Consider the following 21,267-nt stretch of genomic DNA (forward strand, 5'->3'; position numbering starts at 1 on the left):
AGCGTAAAGCTTTAAAACCTTTAACTCAACAGGTTTATGTGTCTTTCCAATGCCAAGTTGCAGATACAACCCACGAGAGTCTTAATGAATAATAACAAAAGGATGATTGATTTCTACGCGGAAGCCATTGCCCGTTTAACAGGAGCTTCGTTTGTCAATATTGCTTGCTGCCAAAGCAAGCAAGTAGAATCATTTTCAACCACTGGGGAGTTGAGTGATCACTTACTCCCAGAATTTGACCTTTCGAGAGCAGATATCTGCTTGCCAAAATTAAAGGATAATGAAAAATCATTTCTTCCTCAGTCAACAACAAAACTAACTTCAATTTTCAAGAGTCAAGAAAAAAATTCATTCATAATTCATTTAAGTTTTGAGCAAGTAGACGAATCATATTCTGATACTGACGATAAAAATTCAAGAAGTGAAGTTCGAAGAAGACCTCAGAATAACGCTGATAAAAGTGCCCAGTCACTTTGGCTTGGATTAACTTTTACCCATCATTTACCCAATTGGTTATCAAATGATGCTCTCGCTGAAAACGGAGATTCGGATCAACAATTTTATCCTTTATTAGAAAGTCTGCTAAAGCTAGGGTACTTACTTGTCAATCACCTAGAAAGTACCGCCATGCTTCTGCGCGATCCGGTTACTTCATTATCTAGTCGCATTGAATTTCAAAGCAGTCTACGCAAACTGTTCGCAGAATCTTCACAAGTCGCCATGATAATGATTAACCTTGCCGATTTTCAGGTAATCAATAAGAAGTTTGGGCATGATGTAGGCGATCAGGTGATTACTAAAATCGCACAAGTTTTGTCGCAAACATTGAGAAAGAAAGAGCTGATCAGTCGCTTTGGCGGTACTCTATTTGCTATTGCTCTCCCCTTTAACAGCAGAGATGACATTGCCAATATGACCAACAGGCTCTATTTTAAATTACAACAGCCCGAGTACTTACAAGGTGCATTCTCACCACAATTTAAATTAGGTGCTTCGGTCATTAATACCGGAAGTCAAGATGCGAGCATAACAGACTATATGACAGAGTTAATTACTAAAACCGATCAGGCTTTGCATGCAGCAAAAACAGAAAGTCAGTTAAATATTGTGATTTGGCATCCACAGTTGCATCTACAATACCAACAGCTACAAGATTATATTAGTGGAATATTCACAGCCGACACCACCACTGACTATCGTAATATGTCGCTCCTTTGGGATATTTCAAACTTGGTAGAAACATATAGCCAATTCGATGTACTGTTTGACAAAGTGACCCAGAGATTTGCACAATCGTTTAATTTTGATGTAAGCGGTTTAGTTTTTCATAAGACTGATGATGAGCATAGCACGGAAATTCACTTAAAAATTGATGAGCAAGGTATTGCTCATCGACTGCAAAAAATTGATAGTTCTCTTGATGAACCGTTGCTCAACATTCTTCAATCATCACAAAATATTCAACCTCGATGCCTAACAATTAACGAGTCAGAAACTCTTTTTGTCACCCCCTTTAACGAGCATGGTAAAGGATTATTTTATTTGCGAGGAACCAATTCCAATTTTAATCTTGAAAGTGCTAGCCAACTTCTTTTAACTGCATTGATTAAACAGCTAGGACGAGCCTATGCAAGAGAGATTTTAAAACAAAGATTGAATTTGCAATTATTTAACCATAAAGAGCAATTACAAGCAGAACTTGATCAGTTAAAACAAACATTACACAGTAGCGAAATTCTTTATCACTCCAAGGTAATGGAGGATTTGATGAAAAAAGCTCATCGCAGCGCCACTTCGGATACTACCACATTGATCATAGGTGAAAGTGGGACGGGCAAAGAAAGGCTCGTTCATGCTATTCACCAAAAAGGCAATCGCCGTGATCGACCACTGGTCATAGTTGACTGTGGTGCCATTACAGAAACTTTAATTGAATCCGAGTTATTCGGTCATGTTAAAGGTGCTTTCACTGGTGCCGAACGTAGCTCTAAAGGACGTATTTTCGACGCAGATAGCGGCATATTAATGTTGGACGAAATCGGTGAACTCCCACTTAGAGTACAGGCGAAATTGTTACGCTTTGTTCAAGAAAAACAATTTACACCTGTCGGTGCTACTAAAATCAATCAAGTGGATGTTAAAATAATCGCTGTGACTAACCGAGATTTGCAACATGAAGTCAATCAAGGTCAATTTCGTCAAGACCTGTTTTACCGTCTTAACGTCGTAGTATTGCAGGCCCCGCCGCTAAGAGAAAGAGTCGAAGATATCCCTTTGCTCGCACAACATTTTTTAAAGAAGTCTGCGCTACTGCACGATGAACCACTAAAGACGTTACTGCCTGATGCACTGGATAAGATGATGAAATATTCTTGGCCAGGTAATATTAGAGAACTAGAAAACTGTCTAATTCAAGCAACTTTACTCTGTGAGTCCTCTCAAATTAAATTTAGCGAATTAGGGATTGCTCAAGACGATAGTAGTAACACAATTAGTCCACAGCTAGCATCAGGTAACATTAAGACAACGCTAAGCGAAAAAATTAATACCATCGTAGACAAAGAAGAGCAGTCTGTTGTGGAACAGCATGAGAGTTTTCTCAAGCAATTTAATCTGATGATGGCACAATTTGTTCGAGGAATCGTACAACAGTCAAAGTCGGAACAATCTCCGCTAGGTCGCTGGCTTGAAGATGATTTACTGCTATTAACTTATCTTGCAAGTCAGAAAAACACTCATCAAGTCGCAATGCGGCTTGGTTTATCACATAGTACCGTACGCCGAAAAATCAACAAAATATCCAGCGAAAATGATAAACATCGAGAGAAAGATTGGCAGCATGTTATGGAGGAACTTAGGCCAATCATCAATGGCCAATTATTTCTTGGAAATGACACGCTAAAGCGAATAAAACTTGAAATGCTACACACAATATTGCATGAAGTGAACGGAAATGCGACGCTTTCAGCTACACTGATGGGTATAAGCGAACCGACTTTTTATAAGTGGAAAAAAGAATTGTAGTGACTAACTCGTTCACTCTACGCGAAAACATTCTTCATCACGATTTTTTGAACATGATAATCTAGCTCAATCGCCGCTTTATCTAAGCCTAATAATTTATCACCTTCATTAGCAGGTGAGGCTCGACTATAATAAAAAACTTGTAAGCTGGTACAATGATGATGTTTAAGGAAATTAACCTGACTTAGGTTTTCTACACCTTCGGCAATCACTTTTAAGTCCAACTGTTCAGCCAGCGCTAAAATCGCCCGAACAATCACACATTCGATACTTTCCTTGGTGATATTTGCGATAAAAGAACGGTCAATCTTCAAGGTATCAATTGGAAGACTATTGAGATAACTCAAAGATGAATAATCAGTGCCAAAATCGTCAATGACTAAGCTCACGCCAACACCTTTAAATTTATTTAACTTACTGATATTTTCCGTAACATCACTCATAAAAACATTTTCTGTTAATTCGAGTTCCAAATAATGCGCGGGCAAATTTACTTCTTTTAAAATATTTAGTATTTTTGTAAAGAAATCAAGTTGCTGGAATTGATAACTTGAAACATTTACTGCAATTCGATTGAGCGACGCCCCCTTTCTAACCAGCTACGGGCTTGCTCACAGGCATTTTTAATTACCCAATCACCAATATCTACGATTAAGCTACTGGACTCTGCAATAGGAATGAAAACATCTGAATTAACCAAACCAAATTCAGGATGATACCAGCGTAACAACGCTTCTAGACCAATAACTTTTCCGGATACTGCATCTATTTACGGCTGGTAGTGCAATTGCAATTGTTGCTGTTCAATAGCATTTCTTAAATCAGTCTCTAAACGACGCTTCATTTTTCTGTAGCGTTCATTTCTTCGCTGTAGAGTTTGTATATATTACCACCAGTATTTTTGGCGACATACATAGCCTTTTCAGCATTGCGAAGAAAAATATTAACATCTTCTTCATCATTGGATAAATTGCGACTCCAACACTAGCGGTAATTACAATTTGTTCTCCTTTAAGTGAGATTGGTACTGTGATCGATTTAATCGTTCGTTTAGCGATTGTAATCGCAGTATCCACAGATTGAATATTATCAGAATTCATCACCGCCAAATCGAGTAAGCTCAGTGCCTGAGTCTAGATTAGAAGGATCGCGCATTAACGAGGCACGGGAGCGAACATTTTTGATTAAATGTTCGCTAGTTTTTTGTAATCAACCGGTAAGGGATCAAATTGAGTTAAAAAACTCAATTTTTCATCATGTTTACAACTAAGTTCTCGAGTCACTAAAAGGCGACTCAGTCGTTCAAACAATATAGGTAAATCGATTGATTTTGAAACGAAGTCGCTAGCACCATTTTGATACGCAAGGCGCACTTCATTAATGGACTTAGCTGCGGTCAATATGACTACAGGAATATTTTCAATCCCGCATTGCTGCATAGCCTCACAAATCAAACGTCTTTCCGTCGCATTATTTTGACAGACGAGTACTGTTTTAGACTTCTTTGGCTTACATTTTTTACTTAGGATTTATTGAGCTCAATCTGAACCCTCCGAATTAGTCGGTATATCGGAATGCTCAATCAGCTTAACACAACCAAGTTCTATCACTTTATGCAAGTCTTGCGTCAACATTGACATAAATGAAACCGGTGGGCGAATTTGCGTGTCTACTATGCCAACCCACTTATTACGTCCTAATTCTTTAGAACGATATAGTGCTTTATCCGCAATCACTTGCACTTGCTCCCAGTTAACAGATTTCGGAAAAGCGGCTGAAAAAGGATAAAATGAAAATCCAATTGAACAAGATAAATGTAGCTTTTGATTTAAACCAATATCAAATGCGCAGTCTTGAATACTTTTTCGCAAACGTTCTGCCATCGAGCTGACTTCATCAATATTGTTTACTTTTCCCATCATCAGAAACTCATCACCTCCCCAACGAATCACGGTGTCAGATTTTCGGCACGCCGCTTTGAGTAAAAGACTGATATCAACAAGCACTTTATCGCCGGCTGAATGTCCGTAAGTATCGTTGACAGGTTTAAAGCCGTCTAAATCAAACATTAAGAAGAACAATCGAGGGCAGTCACGATGCTCATTATCGAGGGGAACGTTATCGACATCACCATTATCACTGTAGTATTCTCGGTCGATGTCAGCGACTTCTTTATCGATAATATCGTCCAGGTAACGACGGTTATGCAAACCCGTCAACTGATCTGTGACACTCGTATTTAGTAACTTTTGATTAACCGTTTGTAGTTCACGAGTTCTATTTTGTACCTCTGACTCTAGTTTCAATCGATACAATGCTTCCTTTTTTAGTTTATTTAAATATATTTTGATCAACATAATAATAAAACCAATACTAGCCATTGTGTAAATCAAATATGCCCACCATGACTTCCACATTGGTGGTTGTACTACCACCGCTAAACGAACGCCTTGTTCATTCCATACGCCATCATTATTGGCCGCTTTTACTTTGAAAGTATATTGACCCGCCGGTAGGTTGGTATAAGTTGCTCTACGTAGTGAACCGGCTTCAACCCAATCTTCATCAAAGCCCTCTAAAATATAGCGATATCGATTATTGCTTGGCTCAGCAAAATCAAGACCTGCAAACTCAAAAGCAACAAAATAATCTTCGTAACGAATTTCTATTCCGTTCAAATTACGTAATCCAGAGTTTTCCAAGTGAGTTTTATTCATTTTTAAAAATCGTGTCAAAACCACCGGTGGAACATGGGAATTGGGTTTGATGTTCACAGGATTAAAAATAGTCAAGCCATTGGTACCACCAAAATAAAAATTATCTTGTGGGTCTTTATAGAAAGCTCCAGCGTTAAATTCATTGCCCTGTAAACCGTGAGAAGAATCAAAATTAAGTACTTTGCCGGTATCAGGATTAAACTGGGTTAATCCATGATTGGTACTTAACCACAAGTTTCCGTTAGAGTCCTCCAAAATGCCATAAATAGTATTGCTTGGTAAACCGTTATGTCGATTGTAGCGTGTGAATTTCAACTTACTATTTAATCGATCTTGAAACGAAATCTTGTTGAGCCCGCCGCCTTGTGTACCAATCCACAAGTTTTTCTTCTTATCTTGAAAAATAGCCATAATATTATTACTGCTAATTGAATCGTATTGACCAGCCTCATTTTTGTAAACCGTTGATGTGTTAGATATTGGATCAAATAGATTGAGTCCACCACCATAGGTTCCCACCCACAACCGGCCATCATCTTCATCAGCTAAACAAAGAATGTTATTGCTGCTTAAACTCTTTGTGTTATTGGCATCGTTAGCAAAGTGAGTGAATTGATTTTTAACAGGGTCAAACAAATCTAAACCCCCACCAAAAGTCGCAATCCATAGTCGTCCGTCGATACGAGGGGTAATCGCAGTAACCGCGTTGCTACTCACACTATTTTGATTTTTCGCATCATGGCGGTAGTTGGTAAAAGTGTTAGTTGCCGGAGCGAATCGATCAAAACCACTATTTCGCGTACCGATCCATAAATGATTATTTTCATCACTATGCAAAGACATAATCCGCTCTTCGCTCAATGAATTTTTGTTGTCTGGCTGAGCGTGAAACTGTGTAATGCCCGTGCTGCTCAGCATATTGAGTCCGCCATAGGTACCAATCCAGAGGTTTCCATCTCTTGATTGAGTGATTGCATTAACGCCATTGTCACTTAGGCTTATCGGCAAATTCGGTTGGTGTCTCAAATGTCGGAATGCCGCGGTTGCACTATTCCATTTGTTTAAACCACTGTATGTTCCTACCCAAAAAATTCCGCCCTTGTCGAAATACAAACTAGTCACTTTGTTAGAGCCAATACTGTATTTATCGAGTGGATCGTTTAGCAAAGTGATCATGTCATCCGTATTCGGTCGCCAACGCGACAAACCTTTATCCGTTGCAAACCAAAGATTCCCTTCACTGTCTTCAATAATATTTCTAATGTAATTATTACCGATACTATTGGGGTTTTGCTCGCTGTGACTAAAGTGATCAAATTTTTTCCGGTCATTTGTTAAGCGACTGACACCTTTGTCGTAACTACCAAACCACAGGTTGCCCTGGCTGTCAGCATAAGATGATTTGATCCGATTACTAGCAATGCTAGACGGATTGTTTTCGTCATGTTGATAGTGACGAAAAGTTTTTGTTATCGGATCAAAGCGGTCAACGCCTCCACCGTCAGTGCCAATCCAAAGATAGCCTTGACTATCACCCACGAGTGTCCGAACCTTGTTACTACTGACACTGTTGTCATCCAACGGATCATGTACAAAGCGTTCGAATTGCTTGCTTTGGTGATTAAAGAGGTTTAATCCACCATCAGTTCCCAACCATAGGTTCCCGTTAATATCGCTAAAAATCGCACGCACTGTGCTGTTACTAATACTGGTTACATCATCAGGGTTATGAGTAAAACGTACAAACTTTTGCGTAGTCTTATCAAAATGATTGAGTCCACCATATTCAGTACCAACCCAAAGCTCTCCCAAATAGTCTTCTGCTAATGCAAAAATTATGTCGGAGCCAATCGAATCAGAATTTGACTCATCTTTTGTATAGACTTTAAAAGAGTAACCATCATAGCGATTCAACCCTTCTTGAGTGCCAAACCACATAAAGCCATCACTGTCTTGAAAAACGGTCAATACAGCTTCCTGAGATAATCCTTGTTCAAATGAAATTTGTTGAAAACGAATATTGGGTGCTTGAGCAAACGAAGCAATTGGCGCCAAAAACAAAAGAAATATAACTAGCAGAATATCTTTAGTAATCAACAAGATACTTACTCCTCTTTTAAACTTGAATTGTATTTAAACTAGAATCGTTTTTAAACTAGATAATCTGTACAACCCAAGTGTTCAATTTAAAGAAGACTTCCTAGTCATATATTACAATTAAAGTGATTACTCAGTCGAATCTCAATAAAACCCTAACTGAGTAAACCCTATTGAAATCAGTATCACTCGTGCGGAATCCATTGAGTGCCTTCAACAGCGACTTTCGATTCATTCTTTATCTGTCCCTCATTCCAGGTCATACCCTCATTCCAGGTCATACCCTCATTCCAGGTCATACCCTCATTCCAGGTCATACCCTCATTCCAGGTCATACCCTCGTTCCAAGTCATACCCTCGTTCCAAGTCATACCCTCGTTCCAAGTCATACCCTCGTTCCAAGTCATACCCTCGTTCCAAGTCATTCCTTCATTCCAGGTAAATCCTTCTTTCCAGACCGACCCATTTGGCATTTCTAGATAAAAATTATTGTTGGCATCAACTTTTGTCGGTCCTTGATAATGAATAGTATTGTCGAGATCGGCGTTAATATCCAGTCCCCTATTCGCACACCCATGACTCACGCTGATTATTGCATCCCAAGCATCAATTTTGCCAGCCCCTTGCCTAAAAGGACTATAGGCCATTTTTCCGTTCGCATCGACCGCTGTTTTCGCGGTAGACATCAATCGACATTTAACATCATCGGGACTCAATCCGGGATCCCTCTGTAGCATTAAGGCAACTGTACCAGTCACTACCGCCGCAGCCTGCGAAGTCCCTGAAACTTCAAAATAATTGCCACCTTTAATAGAGTCAGGATGATTGGCTTCTAAAGTATTATAGTGATGATCAATCATTTTAGCCGACATATGTCCACCCCATGCAACCACATCAGGTTTTACAAATCCTTCATGAGTTGGGCCGGCAGAAGAAAAACTCGTCATCCGATCATCTCTATAATCATTTGGCGTATAGTGGTCAGTAAGCGCACCAACAGTGATGACATAGGGGATATTGCCAGGTACGGTGATGGTCATCGGATCGGGCCCTGAATTACCAGCCGAAGTGACGACCACAATCCCAGATTGCCAAATTTTCATCACTGCCTGATTAAGTGGATCTTCCCAATAATGCGAACGTACTTCAGCACCAAAAGACAAGTTAAGCACTTTGATGTTGTGAGTCGATTTATTTTCCAATATCCAATTAAGCCCTCTAATTGCGTGAAGATAGGTTCCAACACCTGAACTGTCAAAGGCTTTTACCGAGACAATTTTTGCTGCTGGCGCCATACCATTATAGTCGCCATTGCTATCTCTCAGACTACTGGCTGCAACTCCAGCGACATGAGTACCGTGACCATGGGAATCCGCGTCATAATAGGGTGCGTATTCAATGCCAACGGTAGCATCATACTGAGCTAAAATACGGTTAGAGCTAAAAGCATCTGTCTTCAGGTATTCTTCGCTGTTTTGTCCAACCGATATTCCACTATCCACAAACGCAATTGTCACGTCATGTCCCATAATACCATTATGATGAGCCCAGTAAGCCGTAGTTTGACGAGTAATATGTGTTGTAAGACCATAACGACTGCTTGTCTTTAGCGAATGATCAGTAAAAGTTTTAAGCTCTGTTTCAGCGGCAAGCAGCTCATACTGTTGACGGGTTAACGTAGCACCAATCGCTTTAATGATCCCAAGTTCTGCCGTCACCTCACCACCGACCTTATCAACCATTAGCACCATTGTAGCTATATCTTCTCCCTGAAGAATGTAACTTCTTGGCAGCTCTTCCTTCAATACCTCAGGTGAAGACACAGCTTTGGTGTTCGCCAGCTCTTCCTTCAATACCACAGGTGAAGACACAGCTTCGATATGCAATTTAACAACGGAAGCGACCGCTGGTGCCTCATTCAACGAATTATTGACCTGTTCATTTGGGAGGTTCGCCCATCCAATCGCGACTAAAATGACGATTAATAGGGCAATCATTATTCTTGCTCTTGTCGATGGTTTTGTTTTAGTTGATATCATATATCTCTACTACAGATATTTATTGGGTATATATCTCATAGCAGAATGTATGCCAATACTTTAGTGCATTTATCCTATTGATTTATAAGAATTAAATATCACAAGTCAGGGTTTATCAATTAGGGATAATTTTGACTTAAATTATGACTTCATTTTTGGCGTAACTTAATGTGACTTAGTTATCATTTATTAAGTCAAAATCTTATCATTCAAAGTATTCTTTTGATTAATAGCGCCAGTCACGTTTATTACTGAACGTAAATACAACTGAGACAATTTATAAATACGGGGGTCAGATCGTGTTATTTTCTTGACCATCGCTAGCAACTAACAAAATGTGACCCTGTGATTTACATATTGGATTGTTAAGGTTGTATCGTTTCGACGATTTTTCCATCTATCGTGGTAAAAATATACACAACATCCTCTGTTATTTTTAATTCAAATTTACCATCCCAATTTAAATAAAGGCACCCTCTATTGCTAACTTTCCAAGTGTAATTGTTCAATGTTCTATCAACATTTTTTGAATTACTAATCAAGTTTAGTGTTGAGAATGTTTAAATTTCAATACCATTTTTATAGAAAGCTACTGCAAGGTCCTCTTCTGATGCTTCGCGCCCCGCTGCCTACGGCCAATTCGAACAAGTATATCAACATCGGATTCGTGGTGAGTTCCTAACGCTGGTAGTGTGTCGTGGAGAAAGGAAGTCTCGCTTTATTATTCTTGGTTACTGTACTTAAATTATGTGAACACACTACTTGTTTAATCCACAATGTAAAGTGTTGTGTTATATGGACATTAAAGATGGACACTAATTTAGTTAACTCGTCCTTAAAGGATTTATCCCATAGGGTTTTATGAATTCTGTCCATAGTATCTATTTAGCAGGTGTTGCCCGAAAAAAGTCGCATTGGGGTGCTGAAGGAGCAACTATTCTAATGATAGATTTAGCTCTCTATATTCTGCTGCGGGTGATTCAAAGCCTGATATGCCTGCTTCAATATAAACGGATATTATTTTCATAAAAAAACCAAATACAACTGTACACAAACACAGTACGGTGCTTTTTAGCTATATTTTGAAGTGCGATCATCAATTAGGTATTACTAACAGCAATCTCGCATTAAAGTCTTGGTAGGCAATTAAACTTAATACTTTGATGTTAAATAGTATTAAGTTAGTTTGGGCGTAATTTGCCAATAAAATGTGCCGCTGTTTGTTTAACTGCGATACATTTATTAAGGCCTAACTCAGTTGATAAGCCCCTACTGCACTAGATATTTGATTATCTATAAAACATACTCTAAAAAATCAGGAGCCAGATTGACTGTGCTGCGCCCCTACTTAGGTCGTAAAATATCCTATATATAACCGACTTAAGTTTACAATATTTTTATTACCGAACTCCCTTCATTGTATTAAATGATGAAATCATATTATGGGGACGAATGAAAATGTATAAAAAATCCAGAATCGAATGAACAGATCTAAAAAATAGTATTCCTAAATGACTGAAAATTAGATAGACCTGATGAAACATATTATTTCATCACAATATATAGATCATTGCATATTTAGAAGCGTTGAAAAATTTAAATACGTTTGGTTGCTGTTAAGAGCTTTTAAAATAGACTTGGCGTTATTACGTCAAAAATGAGGACCGTAGGTAATTAACGACAAAACATTAGATTACTCTTTGAATGTTTCCACCAATATGATTCTTTCTGATGTTTTAGGATGTGTTGAAAAAAAGTCATTCACCGTGCCCAGGACTTTTCCTTCATTTTCTTTGAGATAATAATTTTCTAAATTTGTCATAGCATCAACAAAGCTTTGTAAAGGAATATCATGCTTGTTTAATAACGTTAACGCATAAGTGTCCGCTTCAGTTTCAAATTCACGAGAATAGGTCAAATCAAGCAATAACGTAGGAAGGCCTGTTACTAGGTCAAAAGTTTCGACATCTCCTGTAATAAATATCACCATGATGGTCAACATAGCATCTTGAATGATCCGCTGCGTCATATGCTTTTGGGTTAAATGACCTAATTCATGGAATAAAACAGCAACAAGCTCATCATCCGTTTGAGTTAAATTGACAAAGTCATCCGTAAAAACAATAACGCCATTTGGCAGAGCTAATGCATTAGCTTCCATACCAGATCTAAATTCCAGCTTAGGCTGCAAGCTTTTATGATTTGATAAGTAAGGCGCCACTAAAGTTCTTATTTCTTGCTGCCTTTTGGCTGGCAATGTTGATGGTTCGAAGACTGTCTCATCTAATATATCTAAACTAGAAAAAAGTTGTGCCGAGGTGAAATAAGGTACATTGTGAGCCATTAATTTTGCAGTGCTTGGTATGCCATACACAACAATGCCATATAGTAAAATGACAGTAGTTATTGTAGAAATAAAAATTAATTTTGAATTATTTTCTAAATGGTACAGCCAAGAATATTGATTTGATGAATTGCTAGTTTGCCAAGTAATTAACTTATCAATTTCTTCATGGTTATCACAAACAAATAGTTGTTCGTCATCAAATGTTATTTCTCGAGGTGTATTGCCTAAACGAGATTCAACAACATAAGATTGATGCTCAAATGATAATATTTTCTGCTGTTCTGTTAGGTGAATAGCAGTGATTTTATGGTTACTATTAACCTCTAAACGCGCGGCATTGCGTTTAGAGGTTTTACCATCGAGATAGATCCCTTCTATTAACATGCAATATGGCTTTTATGCAAAATCAAATACTTGACCAAACTCTTCACCTAAAGCGCTGATATTTTCTTTTTCAGCAGCACTGAAATTATCTAAGCTACCACTGGTGTGCATTGTTAAACAAGAACAAATATATTTTGTCATACGAACTTTAGCTGCCGGTAGATATAAACCTAAGGTAATTATGGTGAGAAACAGATTAGTTAGAATAACTTTTGCTGTTGCGACCATGGTTAAATTTGCTTCAAATTTGTGCTCAATTAAACCTAAGCTTGCATAAAAAACATTAGTGAATGACACCACTACATAAATAATTACAGCGAAATAGACAGCGACATAAAGTAATGATGAGATAACGCTAAAAGCCGGGACAAAATAAGCGATTAAGGCAACAGGAAGTCCTACCGCTATGGTAATGCCAATGGCTGTTAAAAATATCATGCCGTAATCTTTATATGTCGCATTAAAATCAAACTTGCTAGTACCATAAGCGCTATTGCGAACAAAATACTCATTGGCTTTTAATAATGCTAATGGGTACAAAATACCTAAAGTAAGTATGCCAAGTATTGGCCAAACATAAATAACCATAAATGCCTGCCCATATGAGCCTTTAAAACGGAACTGAATATTTTTATATGACGACATTCTATGATTAAAGGCCATAGATTGATTTATAAAATAAGGGATGGCAAACAGAAGTGCTATAGCTAAACCTCCAGCAACTATCGGTAAAAAGAGTGACATGATGTAGTAACCAATTAAAGCGGCTACCGCGATAAGTCGACCTTTTAATATTGTGATAGGATCTGCCAGATATCGAAAATTATCACTATCTAAATATAAGTTTGAATAAAAATAGCGATTATTTCTTACTTTAGCCCAGGCTGAATAAATACCTAGCGTGACGATGGTTAATAGGATATTCACAATCCAAATTTTAAAATACTCCATTCCGTCACCACGGAATTCAAAGCCTATACTTCTATTTTCTTTTGTAGTGTTGATCGAATTCTGCACAGCAGATATGCCTGATGAAGGGGTCATTCTATTATCCTTAATTTATAGTATTTATCCGTAACCGCTTAATTAATTAAGCTTTTTGAATATTAAACAAGTTGCAACCTCCTTGCAAGCTGTATCAGGTTATTATAGATGAATACTGTCAACGACTTTTGTTCAAGCTATTTAGAAACAGTTAGCTAAGACCTAATTTCCAATTAACACTTCACTCGGGGTGTTCTCATGTGTGTTGGTATAAACATTTAATACACGCAGACATAAATGCTCTTAACGCATCGAATATAGTGTTTTCAGTGTTAGCAACTTGTTGACCTGCAGAGCTAAAATTGAAAATACTTTATGATGAACTACTAATACCTGTCTAGATCTGAGAATGATTTAAGCAATTTAGGCAATAACCAATCCTCAAACAGCTTAACTTTTTTCCATAAAAATTGCTGCTCCGGCGCTACGAGATAAAGTGAGTAAGGGCTTTTTATCGAGTAGTTAAGTAGCTTAACTAAACGGCCTGCACGTATATGTTCAACAACTAAACTACTATTTACTAATAAGAACCCACGGTCATGGACTGCACTATCAATTAAAGGGAGCGCATCATTAGTTTGCATTACAGGAACTAAGGTTTCATATTTGAAGTTTATACTTTTACAGTAATCTTGAAATTTTTCTTGTATTCCTATACTTGTGTCTTCTATCCAAGGTAAACGAAAAACTTGCTTAGGGTTATCCCTATCGATACCAACGAGTAGCTTAGGGCTGGCAACAAAGATGAGATTATCATCATAGATTTTCTTCTCGGTTAAATCACCATACCCCCCTCTTCCCATTCGAATTGCTAAATCAATATTGGATTGTTTAAAATCAATAAGCGCACTCGATGGCGCAAGTTGCACCATTATTTCTGGATGCAATTTTTGAAACTCCTCAAGCCTAGGTATAAGCCAAAGAGAGCAAAAAGAGTGAACCGTAGAGATCCGTAATATTAGTGGATTGGGATCTCCCGTAACAATTTGAATACCTGTAGTTAACTCTTCAAATGCTCTTTGGGTAAAGGGTAATAGAGTTCGCCCTTTTTCGGTGAGCATGGTTTGCCTATTAGTACGCTCAAACAACTTTAATTGAATGTGATCCTCTAACAACCGAATCTGTTGGCTGACAGCAGCTTGAGTCACATTAAGGTGTTCAGCTGCTTGTTTAAAGTTCTTAGATTGCCCGGCTACCAGGAAGAATTGTAAAGATTTTAATGGTGGCAAATGTTTCATACTTAAGTTTTTCTTAATCGCACTTAATTTTATATCGTTTGTTTTACAACCATATCATAATTAAAATATTATCAACACTTGATATATGAAACGAGAATAAAAATGAAAGTAAGCACCATAAAGTTCTTTAAAAACGTGATTATTGTTAGTTTATTAGTTTTTTGCAACCTAACTAGCGCGAACAATATCACAGTAGATAAAGTAAATAATTATCCCTATAAAAACTTAATTAACCGTACTGATGATATTAAAATTTTCTACATCACTAGAGATGGCAGTCAAACATGCAACGTTGAAATTATCTTAAAAAACATGAAGTGGACATCTATAGAAATGGAAGTGAAAAAAGAAAATTTTAATGATGATATTTTATCTAATTGCTTAACTAAAGATAAAGCAGAGATAATCCTATTTCAAACGTTCCTCCAGTTTGGGCAAGGTCTGTAAGTGAACTATACATATCATTATGTTTTGTTTCTGATTCGCTAGCAAAATGAAAAAATCTCTAAACTATGAGAACTTATGACAACAATTGTTACATTGAATATTGAAAGTTAATTAATTTCTTGCCGCTCTTCTTATATGGTATCTATAACAACATATATGAAGAACCTATAGATGACAGTAAAAAATCACACTAGCTTAGTTGAAGGGAAAATATCGTCGACGATATGGCGAAATAGCCAACCAATGTTTATGGCGATTCTTTTGTTATTAATGTATGAACTATTAGAATCTGGATTAATTGCCTTAAGTAGTACAGCAACGTTAACAGCATTTGGTTTTACTGTCCCCATCACTGCTGCTATGACGGCTCTTGCTGTTGGTACAAGTATTCGATGTAACAATAAAGCAGTAAAATCTGCTTGTCTTGATAGGGACAACATCAGCCTCAGTGTAAGCCAGGCATTATTTACTTCTGGGTTAATACTACTGACAATGACAATTTTGGCGTTAACTTTTTCTGAACATTTATTACAACTGCTAGGTAATAATAATTGGCTTTCGAGCCAAGGAGCATTAGAAGCACCTAATTTAGTAACTGAACAATCAAGTTACATTAACAACCGATATTTAACCTGGATATTTTTAGGCACTGTTTGGCAAATTAATGGCATATTACGGGCTTTAAATTTCACCCAGCTTGCCAGTAATATTATGGTTGCCTGGATAGTATTAAAAGGCAGCTTGGCATTATTATTGTTGCTTCCGCAAAGCCCTTTATATTTTGATAGCTTGACTGCTATTTCCATTGTCCATGCCATTAGCGACATTAGCTTCACTTTAATATCTTTGTATATTTTACATAGTAAGATAAAGCTTAAATTGCCTTCACTATCAGAACTTAAAAACCAATGTAAACAACCCAAATTAGCTAGCATTTTAGTTATTGGCCAACAACTAATAACGCCATTGAGCTTGGCGATATTGACCTTAATAGCGGCAAGTTATAGTCATACTTATGTAGCGGCTTTTGCACTGATATTTAAACTTGAGGCGATAATTTTATTAATCCCTATGGCGTTAACAACATCTATGCCGGCAATAATAGGCTTTAATTATTGGACCGGTCATCATGACAGAGTGAAACAAGCATACCGATATATGTTTGCCACTGTATTGACCGCCCAATTTGTAATCGCAGTAGCGCTAAGTTACTCAGTAGATTTTTGGGCAACCTCATTGTGCCCACACGATAATGTAACCATACATTTGAAACATTACTTAACTTGGTTACCATGGGGATATATCGGTGCTGGTTGTGTCATTGTTTATCAATCAACATTGAACGCAAAAGATAAAGCCGTCAATGCAAGTATTCTTGGCATAATACATCGCATAGGGCTTGTCATTCCATTATCCTGGTTTGCCCTCAGTGAAAGCGAGTATTCACTTTACCCTGCACTGACGTTAGCACACTTACTTTCTGGTGTTTGTGTTTTCTATCTATATAGAAGAGGAAGGATTACTAACAAGGCGAGCTCTTCAATGAAAGATCAGCTAGTAACTTAAACAACAATGAATAACAAATTGCAGTGGTGGAATAAAATATGGTCTTGTCTGAAGTTAGGTAAAGGGCTACATTAAGATGGAGGTTTAATAAAGACTGTAGAAATAAAAAGAGTAGAGGGATAAACTAGCTTATCCCTCAAATAAATAACATTTAGCCGAAAATAGCTCGCATTATACCAATAACATGCTCAGCCGTTTTACCTGATTTCACTTCCCTTAAAATAGTGTCGCGTTTAGCTTGAATATACTCAGGCATGCCCTCTTCTGCTAATGCTAGATCAACAAGCTCTTCAGGCGTTAACTTAACACGACCTCGACGACTTGATTTGTAGCTACTTTCAACACTATTTAATTTTTTATCTCGGATACGTAGAAAGTTAGAACCAAAGGCGAAATCTTCATCAGCAAACATAAATAAGTCGACTAAAACCGCACGTGCTTGCCAAAGTTTGGCTTCACGTTCATCTTCAGGCTCGCCTTGGTGCCACCAAGCGAAAGTACGTAAAGTACCTATCATATCTTGCCAATAACTTTCAAAATCAAAACTATTAAATTTGGCTATCGATAAACCTTGGCAAAAAACTTCAATTTTTGCATTTGTTAGTGCAATAAATTGATCTGGACGCTTCATCGCTAGTAAACGTGTCGCTGGTGCTAATGGTGCTTTCTCACCACTTTCCTTCTCTACCCTATAACTAGTAAAGATTTGTTTGTAGGCACTAACAAATTGTTGATACTGTTTAGGCGTTACATCACCTGCTTCTGGAATGTGGCTTAGTGCCGCATCAAAGCTTTCAGGTTGCTGCGCTAATAAAGTATGAAAAACTTTAGCGCCTTTGGTTGAAGCAAACCATTCAACATCGAAATTATATTGGGTATGACAATGTTGGCTCGTGTGTTTACCAGCAAAGGCGAGACGCTCCAATTCAGTCATCTCAACTAAAGTTTTACACTTTATCAACTGAATATAATCAAGTAGGGCTAAGCGCTCTTCCAAAGCATGTAAACTCGCTTGTTGCTCAACAAAAGCAGTAAATATTGGCCATGGTGCAATACGTGCCATTTTGAACTGACTAACACTTGCGCCAAGTACTAGTACTTGCTCAAGTTTTTTTAAGGTTGGAAGTTGCTCTGGCTCTATTAATTTCATATTGATGCGATTACGACAAACATCGATTAACTCAGTACACCAACCAAGATAATCTTCAGGTCTGTTTTCAACTTTAACCGCCATTAGGTTTAAAGTTATTTCAGTAACATGCTTTAACGCATTTTGATATGAAGCACTTTCAGCTTCACTTAGTGCCATTTTTACAGGGGAAGATAACAACTTTCTCATATGAGAATATAACTCCAGAATTACATAGGTACAAATAGACGATTACAAAAAAACCCATAGCGTTGACTACGGGTTTATATAAAGCAAAAAACCCGCAGCGTTAACTACGGGTTTCTCAGTGCCTAAGCACAAATTAGAAGTCTAGCAATGTCCTACTCTCACATGGGAACTCCCACACTACCATCGGCGCAACTGCGTTTCACTTCTGAGTTCGGAAAGGGATCAGGTGGGACCACAGCGCTATTGTCGCTAAACAAAAAAGGTACAATCTTAGAAAGCTTATGCTCAAGAGCAATAAATATCGTTTTTAGTTCAAGTAACACGTAAGTACGTGATTTTCCTTACCTTTCGGTATTTTATAATGTCAGTCTACATACACACTTTATAGTACAAAACTACTTGGGTGTTGTATGGTTAAGCCTCACGGGCAATTAGTATCAGTTAGCTCAAGACCTCGCAGTCCTTACACACCTGACCTATCAACGTTGTAGTCTCCAACGACCCTTTAGGGGACTTAAAGTCCCAGTGAGAACTCATCTCAAAGCCTGCTTCCCGCTTAGATGCTTTCAGCGGTTATCAGTTCCGAACGTAGCTACCGGGCAATGCCATTGGCATGACAACCCGAACACCAGTGGTTCGTCCACTCCGGTCCTCTCGTACTAGGAGCAGCCCTCTTCAATTCTCAAACGCCCACGGCAGATAGGGACCGAACTGTCTCACGACGTTCTAAACCCAGCTCGCGTACCACTTTAAATGGCGAACAGCCATACCCTTGGGACCGACTTCAGCCCCAGGATGTGATGAGCCGACATCGAGGTGCCAAACACCGCCGTCGATATGAACTCTTGGGCGGTATCAGCCTGTTATCCCCGGAGTACCTTTTATCCGTTGAGCGATGGCCCTTCCATACAGAACCACCGGATCACTATGACCTACTTTCGTACCTGCTCGACGTGTCTGTCTCGCAGTTAAGCTGGCTTATGCCATTGCACTAACCGTACGATGTCCGACCGTACTTAGCCAACCTTCGTGCTCCTCCGTTACTCTTTGGGAGGAGACCGCCCCAGTCAAACTACCCACCAGACAGTGTCCCCAAGCCCGATAAGGGCCCTAGGTTAGAACATCACGCATACAAGGGTGGTATTTCAAGATTGGCTCCACCACATCTAGCGACATGGTTTCAAAGCCTCCCACCTATCCTACACATGTAGGAGCAATGTTCACTGTCAAGCTATAGTAAAGGTTCACGGGGTCTTTCCGTCTAGCCGCGGGTATACGGCATCTTAACCGCAAATTCAATTTCACTGAGTCTCGGGTGGAGACAGTGTGGCCATGATTACGCCATTCGTGCAGGTCGGAACTTACCCGACAAGGAATTTCGCTACCTTAGGACCGTTATAGTTACGGCCGCCGTTTACCGGGGCTTCGATCATCAGCTTCGTCCGAGGACTAACCGAATCAATTAACCTTCCGGCACCGGGCAGGCGTCACACCGTATACGTCATCTTTCGATTTTGCACAGTGCTGTGTTTTTAATAAACAGTTCCAGCCACCTGGTTACTTCGACTGCTCTGGGCTTAGGAAGCAAGTTCCATCACCCATATGCAGCGTACCTTCTCCCGAAGTTACGGTACTATTTTGCCTAGTTCCTTCACCCGAGTTCTCTCAAGCGCCTTAGTATTCTCTACCTAACCACCTGTGTCGGTTTGGGGTACGGTTCCTATATATCTGAAGCTTAGAAGCTTTTCCTGGAAGCATGGCATCAATGACTTCAATTCCGTAGAATCTCGTCTCGAGTCTCAGCATTAACAAGAACCCGGATTTACCTAAGTTCTCTGCCTACATTCTTTCACACAGACTACCAACGCTGTGCTCATTTAGCCTACTCCGTCCCTCCTTCGCAATATATAGAAGTACAGAAATATTAATCTGTTTCCCATCGACTACGCGTTTCCGCCTCGCCTTAGGGGCCGACTTACCCTGCCCTGATTAACATGGGACAGGAAACCTTGGTCTTTCGGCGGGGGAGTTTTTCACTCCCCTTATCGTTACTCATGTCAGCATTCGCACTTCTGATACCTCCAGCAAACTTCTCAATTCACCTTCAACGGCTTACAGAACGCTCCCCTACCACTCATAATAAATTATGAATCCGCAGCTTCGGTGACTAGTTTAGCCCCGTTACATCTTCCGCGCAGACCGACTCGACTAGTGAGCTATTACGCTTTCTTTAAAGGATGGCTGCTTCTAAGCCAACCTCCTAGCTGTCTATGCCTTTCCACATCGTTTCCCACTTAACTAGTACTTTGGGACCTTAGCTGGCGGTCTGGGTTGTTTCCCTCTTCACAATGGACGTTAGCACCCACAGTGTGTCTCCCGGATATCACTCATCGGTATTCGGAGTTTGCAAAGGGTTGGTAAGTCGGGATGACCCCCTAGCCTTAACAGTGCTCTACCCCCGATGGTGTTCGTCCGAGGCTCTACCTAAATAGATTTCGGGGAGAACCAGCTATCTCCCGGCTTGATTAGCCTTTCACTCCGACCCACAAGTCATCACCGCATTTTTCAACATACGTGTGTTCGGTCCTCCAGTTGATGTTACTCAACCTTCAACCTGCCCATGGGTAGATCGCCGGGTTTCGGGTCTATACCCTGCAACTAAACGCGCAGTTAACACTCGCTTTCGCTACGGCTCCCCTAATCGGTTAACCTTGCTACAGAATATAAGTCGCTGACCCATTATACAAAAGGTACGCAGTCACCCGACTAAATCGGGCTCCCACTGCTTGTACGTATGCGGTTTCAGGTTCTATTTCACTCCCCTCACAGGGGTTCTTTTCGCCTTTCCCTCACGGTACTGGTTCACTATCGGTCAGTTAGTAGTATTTAGCCTTGGAGGATGGTCCCCCCATATTCAGACAAAGTTTCACGTGCTCCGTCCTACTCGATTTCACTTAAAGGTTGCTTTTGTGTACGGGACTATCACCCTGTATCGTGGTCCTTTCCAGAACCTTCCACTAGCGCC

Annotated in this window: 12 protein-coding genes, 2 rRNA genes and 1 pseudogene; 3 read left to right on the top strand and 12 right to left on the bottom strand. The window is 39.2% G+C overall.

What is annotated here, in order from left to right:
- Window positions 1–84: 84 nt before the first annotated feature.
- The gene (locus GAB14E_RS24030; protein ID WP_052093573.1) at window positions 85–3,024 is read left to right on the top strand and encodes a sigma 54-interacting transcriptional regulator; all 2,940 of its coding nucleotides are present in this window, start codon (window positions 85–87) and stop codon (window positions 3,022–3,024) included.
- Between the two features lie 17 nt (window positions 3,025–3,041).
- Here the strand turns inward: GAB14E_RS24030 and GAB14E_RS24035 are convergent, their stop codons facing one another.
- The 9 genes and pseudogenes from GAB14E_RS24035 to GAB14E_RS14875 form a co-directional block, all read right to left on the bottom strand.
- A complete protein-coding gene (locus GAB14E_RS24035) occupies window positions 3,042–3,623 on the bottom strand; it encodes an EAL domain-containing protein (protein WP_081967762.1) in 582 nt (193 codons plus the stop codon).
- Entirely contained in the window at window positions 3,584–3,793 is a 210-nt protein-coding gene (locus tag GAB14E_RS25490; protein WP_081967763.1) for an EAL domain-containing protein, read from the bottom strand. The genes GAB14E_RS24035 and GAB14E_RS25490 overlap by 40 nt, the downstream gene beginning before the upstream one ends.
- A gap of 415 nt (window positions 3,794–4,208) precedes the next feature.
- Window positions 4,209–4,478: a response regulator gene (locus GAB14E_RS14895; RefSeq protein WP_033081671.1), complete on the bottom strand. Its 270-nt coding sequence runs from the start codon at window positions 4,476–4,478 to the stop codon at window positions 4,209–4,211.
- A gap of 84 nt (window positions 4,479–4,562) precedes the next feature.
- Window positions 4,563–7,841, bottom strand: a complete 3,279-nt coding sequence (locus tag GAB14E_RS14890) for a ligand-binding sensor domain-containing diguanylate cyclase (RefSeq protein WP_033081672.1) — start codon at window positions 7,839–7,841, stop codon at window positions 4,563–4,565.
- Between the two features lie 182 nt (window positions 7,842–8,023).
- Complete coding sequence (locus GAB14E_RS24045) at window positions 8,024–9,877, bottom strand: S8 family peptidase (protein WP_081967764.1); 1,854 nt, start codon at window positions 9,875–9,877, stop codon at window positions 8,024–8,026.
- Between the two features lie 937 nt (window positions 9,878–10,814).
- Window positions 10,815–10,904 (bottom strand): annotated as a pseudogene (locus GAB14E_RS24790) (S24 family peptidase); the annotation flags it as partial.
- A 666-nt stretch (window positions 10,905–11,570) separates the two neighbouring features.
- Window positions 11,571–12,608: a M48 family metallopeptidase gene (locus GAB14E_RS14885; protein WP_033081673.1), complete on the bottom strand. Its 1,038-nt coding sequence runs from the start codon at window positions 12,606–12,608 to the stop codon at window positions 11,571–11,573.
- Window positions 12,609–12,620: 12 nt separating this feature from the next.
- Complete coding sequence (locus tag GAB14E_RS14880; RefSeq protein ID WP_052093577.1) at window positions 12,621–13,652, bottom strand: YjgN family protein; 1,032 nt, start codon at window positions 13,650–13,652, stop codon at window positions 12,621–12,623.
- Between the two features lie 326 nt (window positions 13,653–13,978).
- The gene (locus GAB14E_RS14875; protein WP_033081674.1) at window positions 13,979–14,890 is read right to left on the bottom strand and encodes a LysR substrate-binding domain-containing protein; all 912 of its coding nucleotides are present in this window, start codon (window positions 14,888–14,890) and stop codon (window positions 13,979–13,981) included.
- Between the two features lie 102 nt (window positions 14,891–14,992).
- Here GAB14E_RS14875 and GAB14E_RS14870 point away from each other — a divergent pair, with 102 nt between their 5' ends.
- Together GAB14E_RS14870 and GAB14E_RS14865 are read left to right on the top strand one after the other, a co-directional pair.
- Window positions 14,993–15,337, top strand: a complete 345-nt coding sequence (locus tag GAB14E_RS14870; protein WP_033081675.1) for a hypothetical protein — start codon at window positions 14,993–14,995, stop codon at window positions 15,335–15,337.
- Between the two features lie 171 nt (window positions 15,338–15,508).
- Window positions 15,509–16,903: an MATE family efflux transporter gene (locus GAB14E_RS14865; protein ID WP_033081676.1), complete on the top strand. Its 1,395-nt coding sequence runs from the start codon at window positions 15,509–15,511 to the stop codon at window positions 16,901–16,903.
- A gap of 151 nt (window positions 16,904–17,054) precedes the next feature.
- On the opposite strand, the gene GAB14E_RS14860 is transcribed toward GAB14E_RS14865, so the two are convergent.
- The 3 genes from GAB14E_RS14860 to GAB14E_RS14850 form a co-directional block, all read right to left on the bottom strand.
- The gene (locus GAB14E_RS14860) at window positions 17,055–18,242 is read right to left on the bottom strand and encodes a hypothetical protein (protein ID WP_033081677.1); all 1,188 of its coding nucleotides are present in this window, start codon (window positions 18,240–18,242) and stop codon (window positions 17,055–17,057) included.
- 139 nt (window positions 18,243–18,381) lie between these two features.
- Window positions 18,382–18,496, bottom strand: a 5S ribosomal RNA gene (gene rrf / locus GAB14E_RS14855).
- A gap of 156 nt (window positions 18,497–18,652) precedes the next feature.
- A 23S ribosomal RNA gene (locus GAB14E_RS14850) occupies window positions 18,653–21,267 on the bottom strand; the annotation flags it as partial.

This window comes from Colwellia psychrerythraea (assembly GCF_000764185.1).
Lineage (GTDB): Bacteria > Pseudomonadota > Gammaproteobacteria > Enterobacterales > Alteromonadaceae > Colwellia > Colwellia psychrerythraea_B.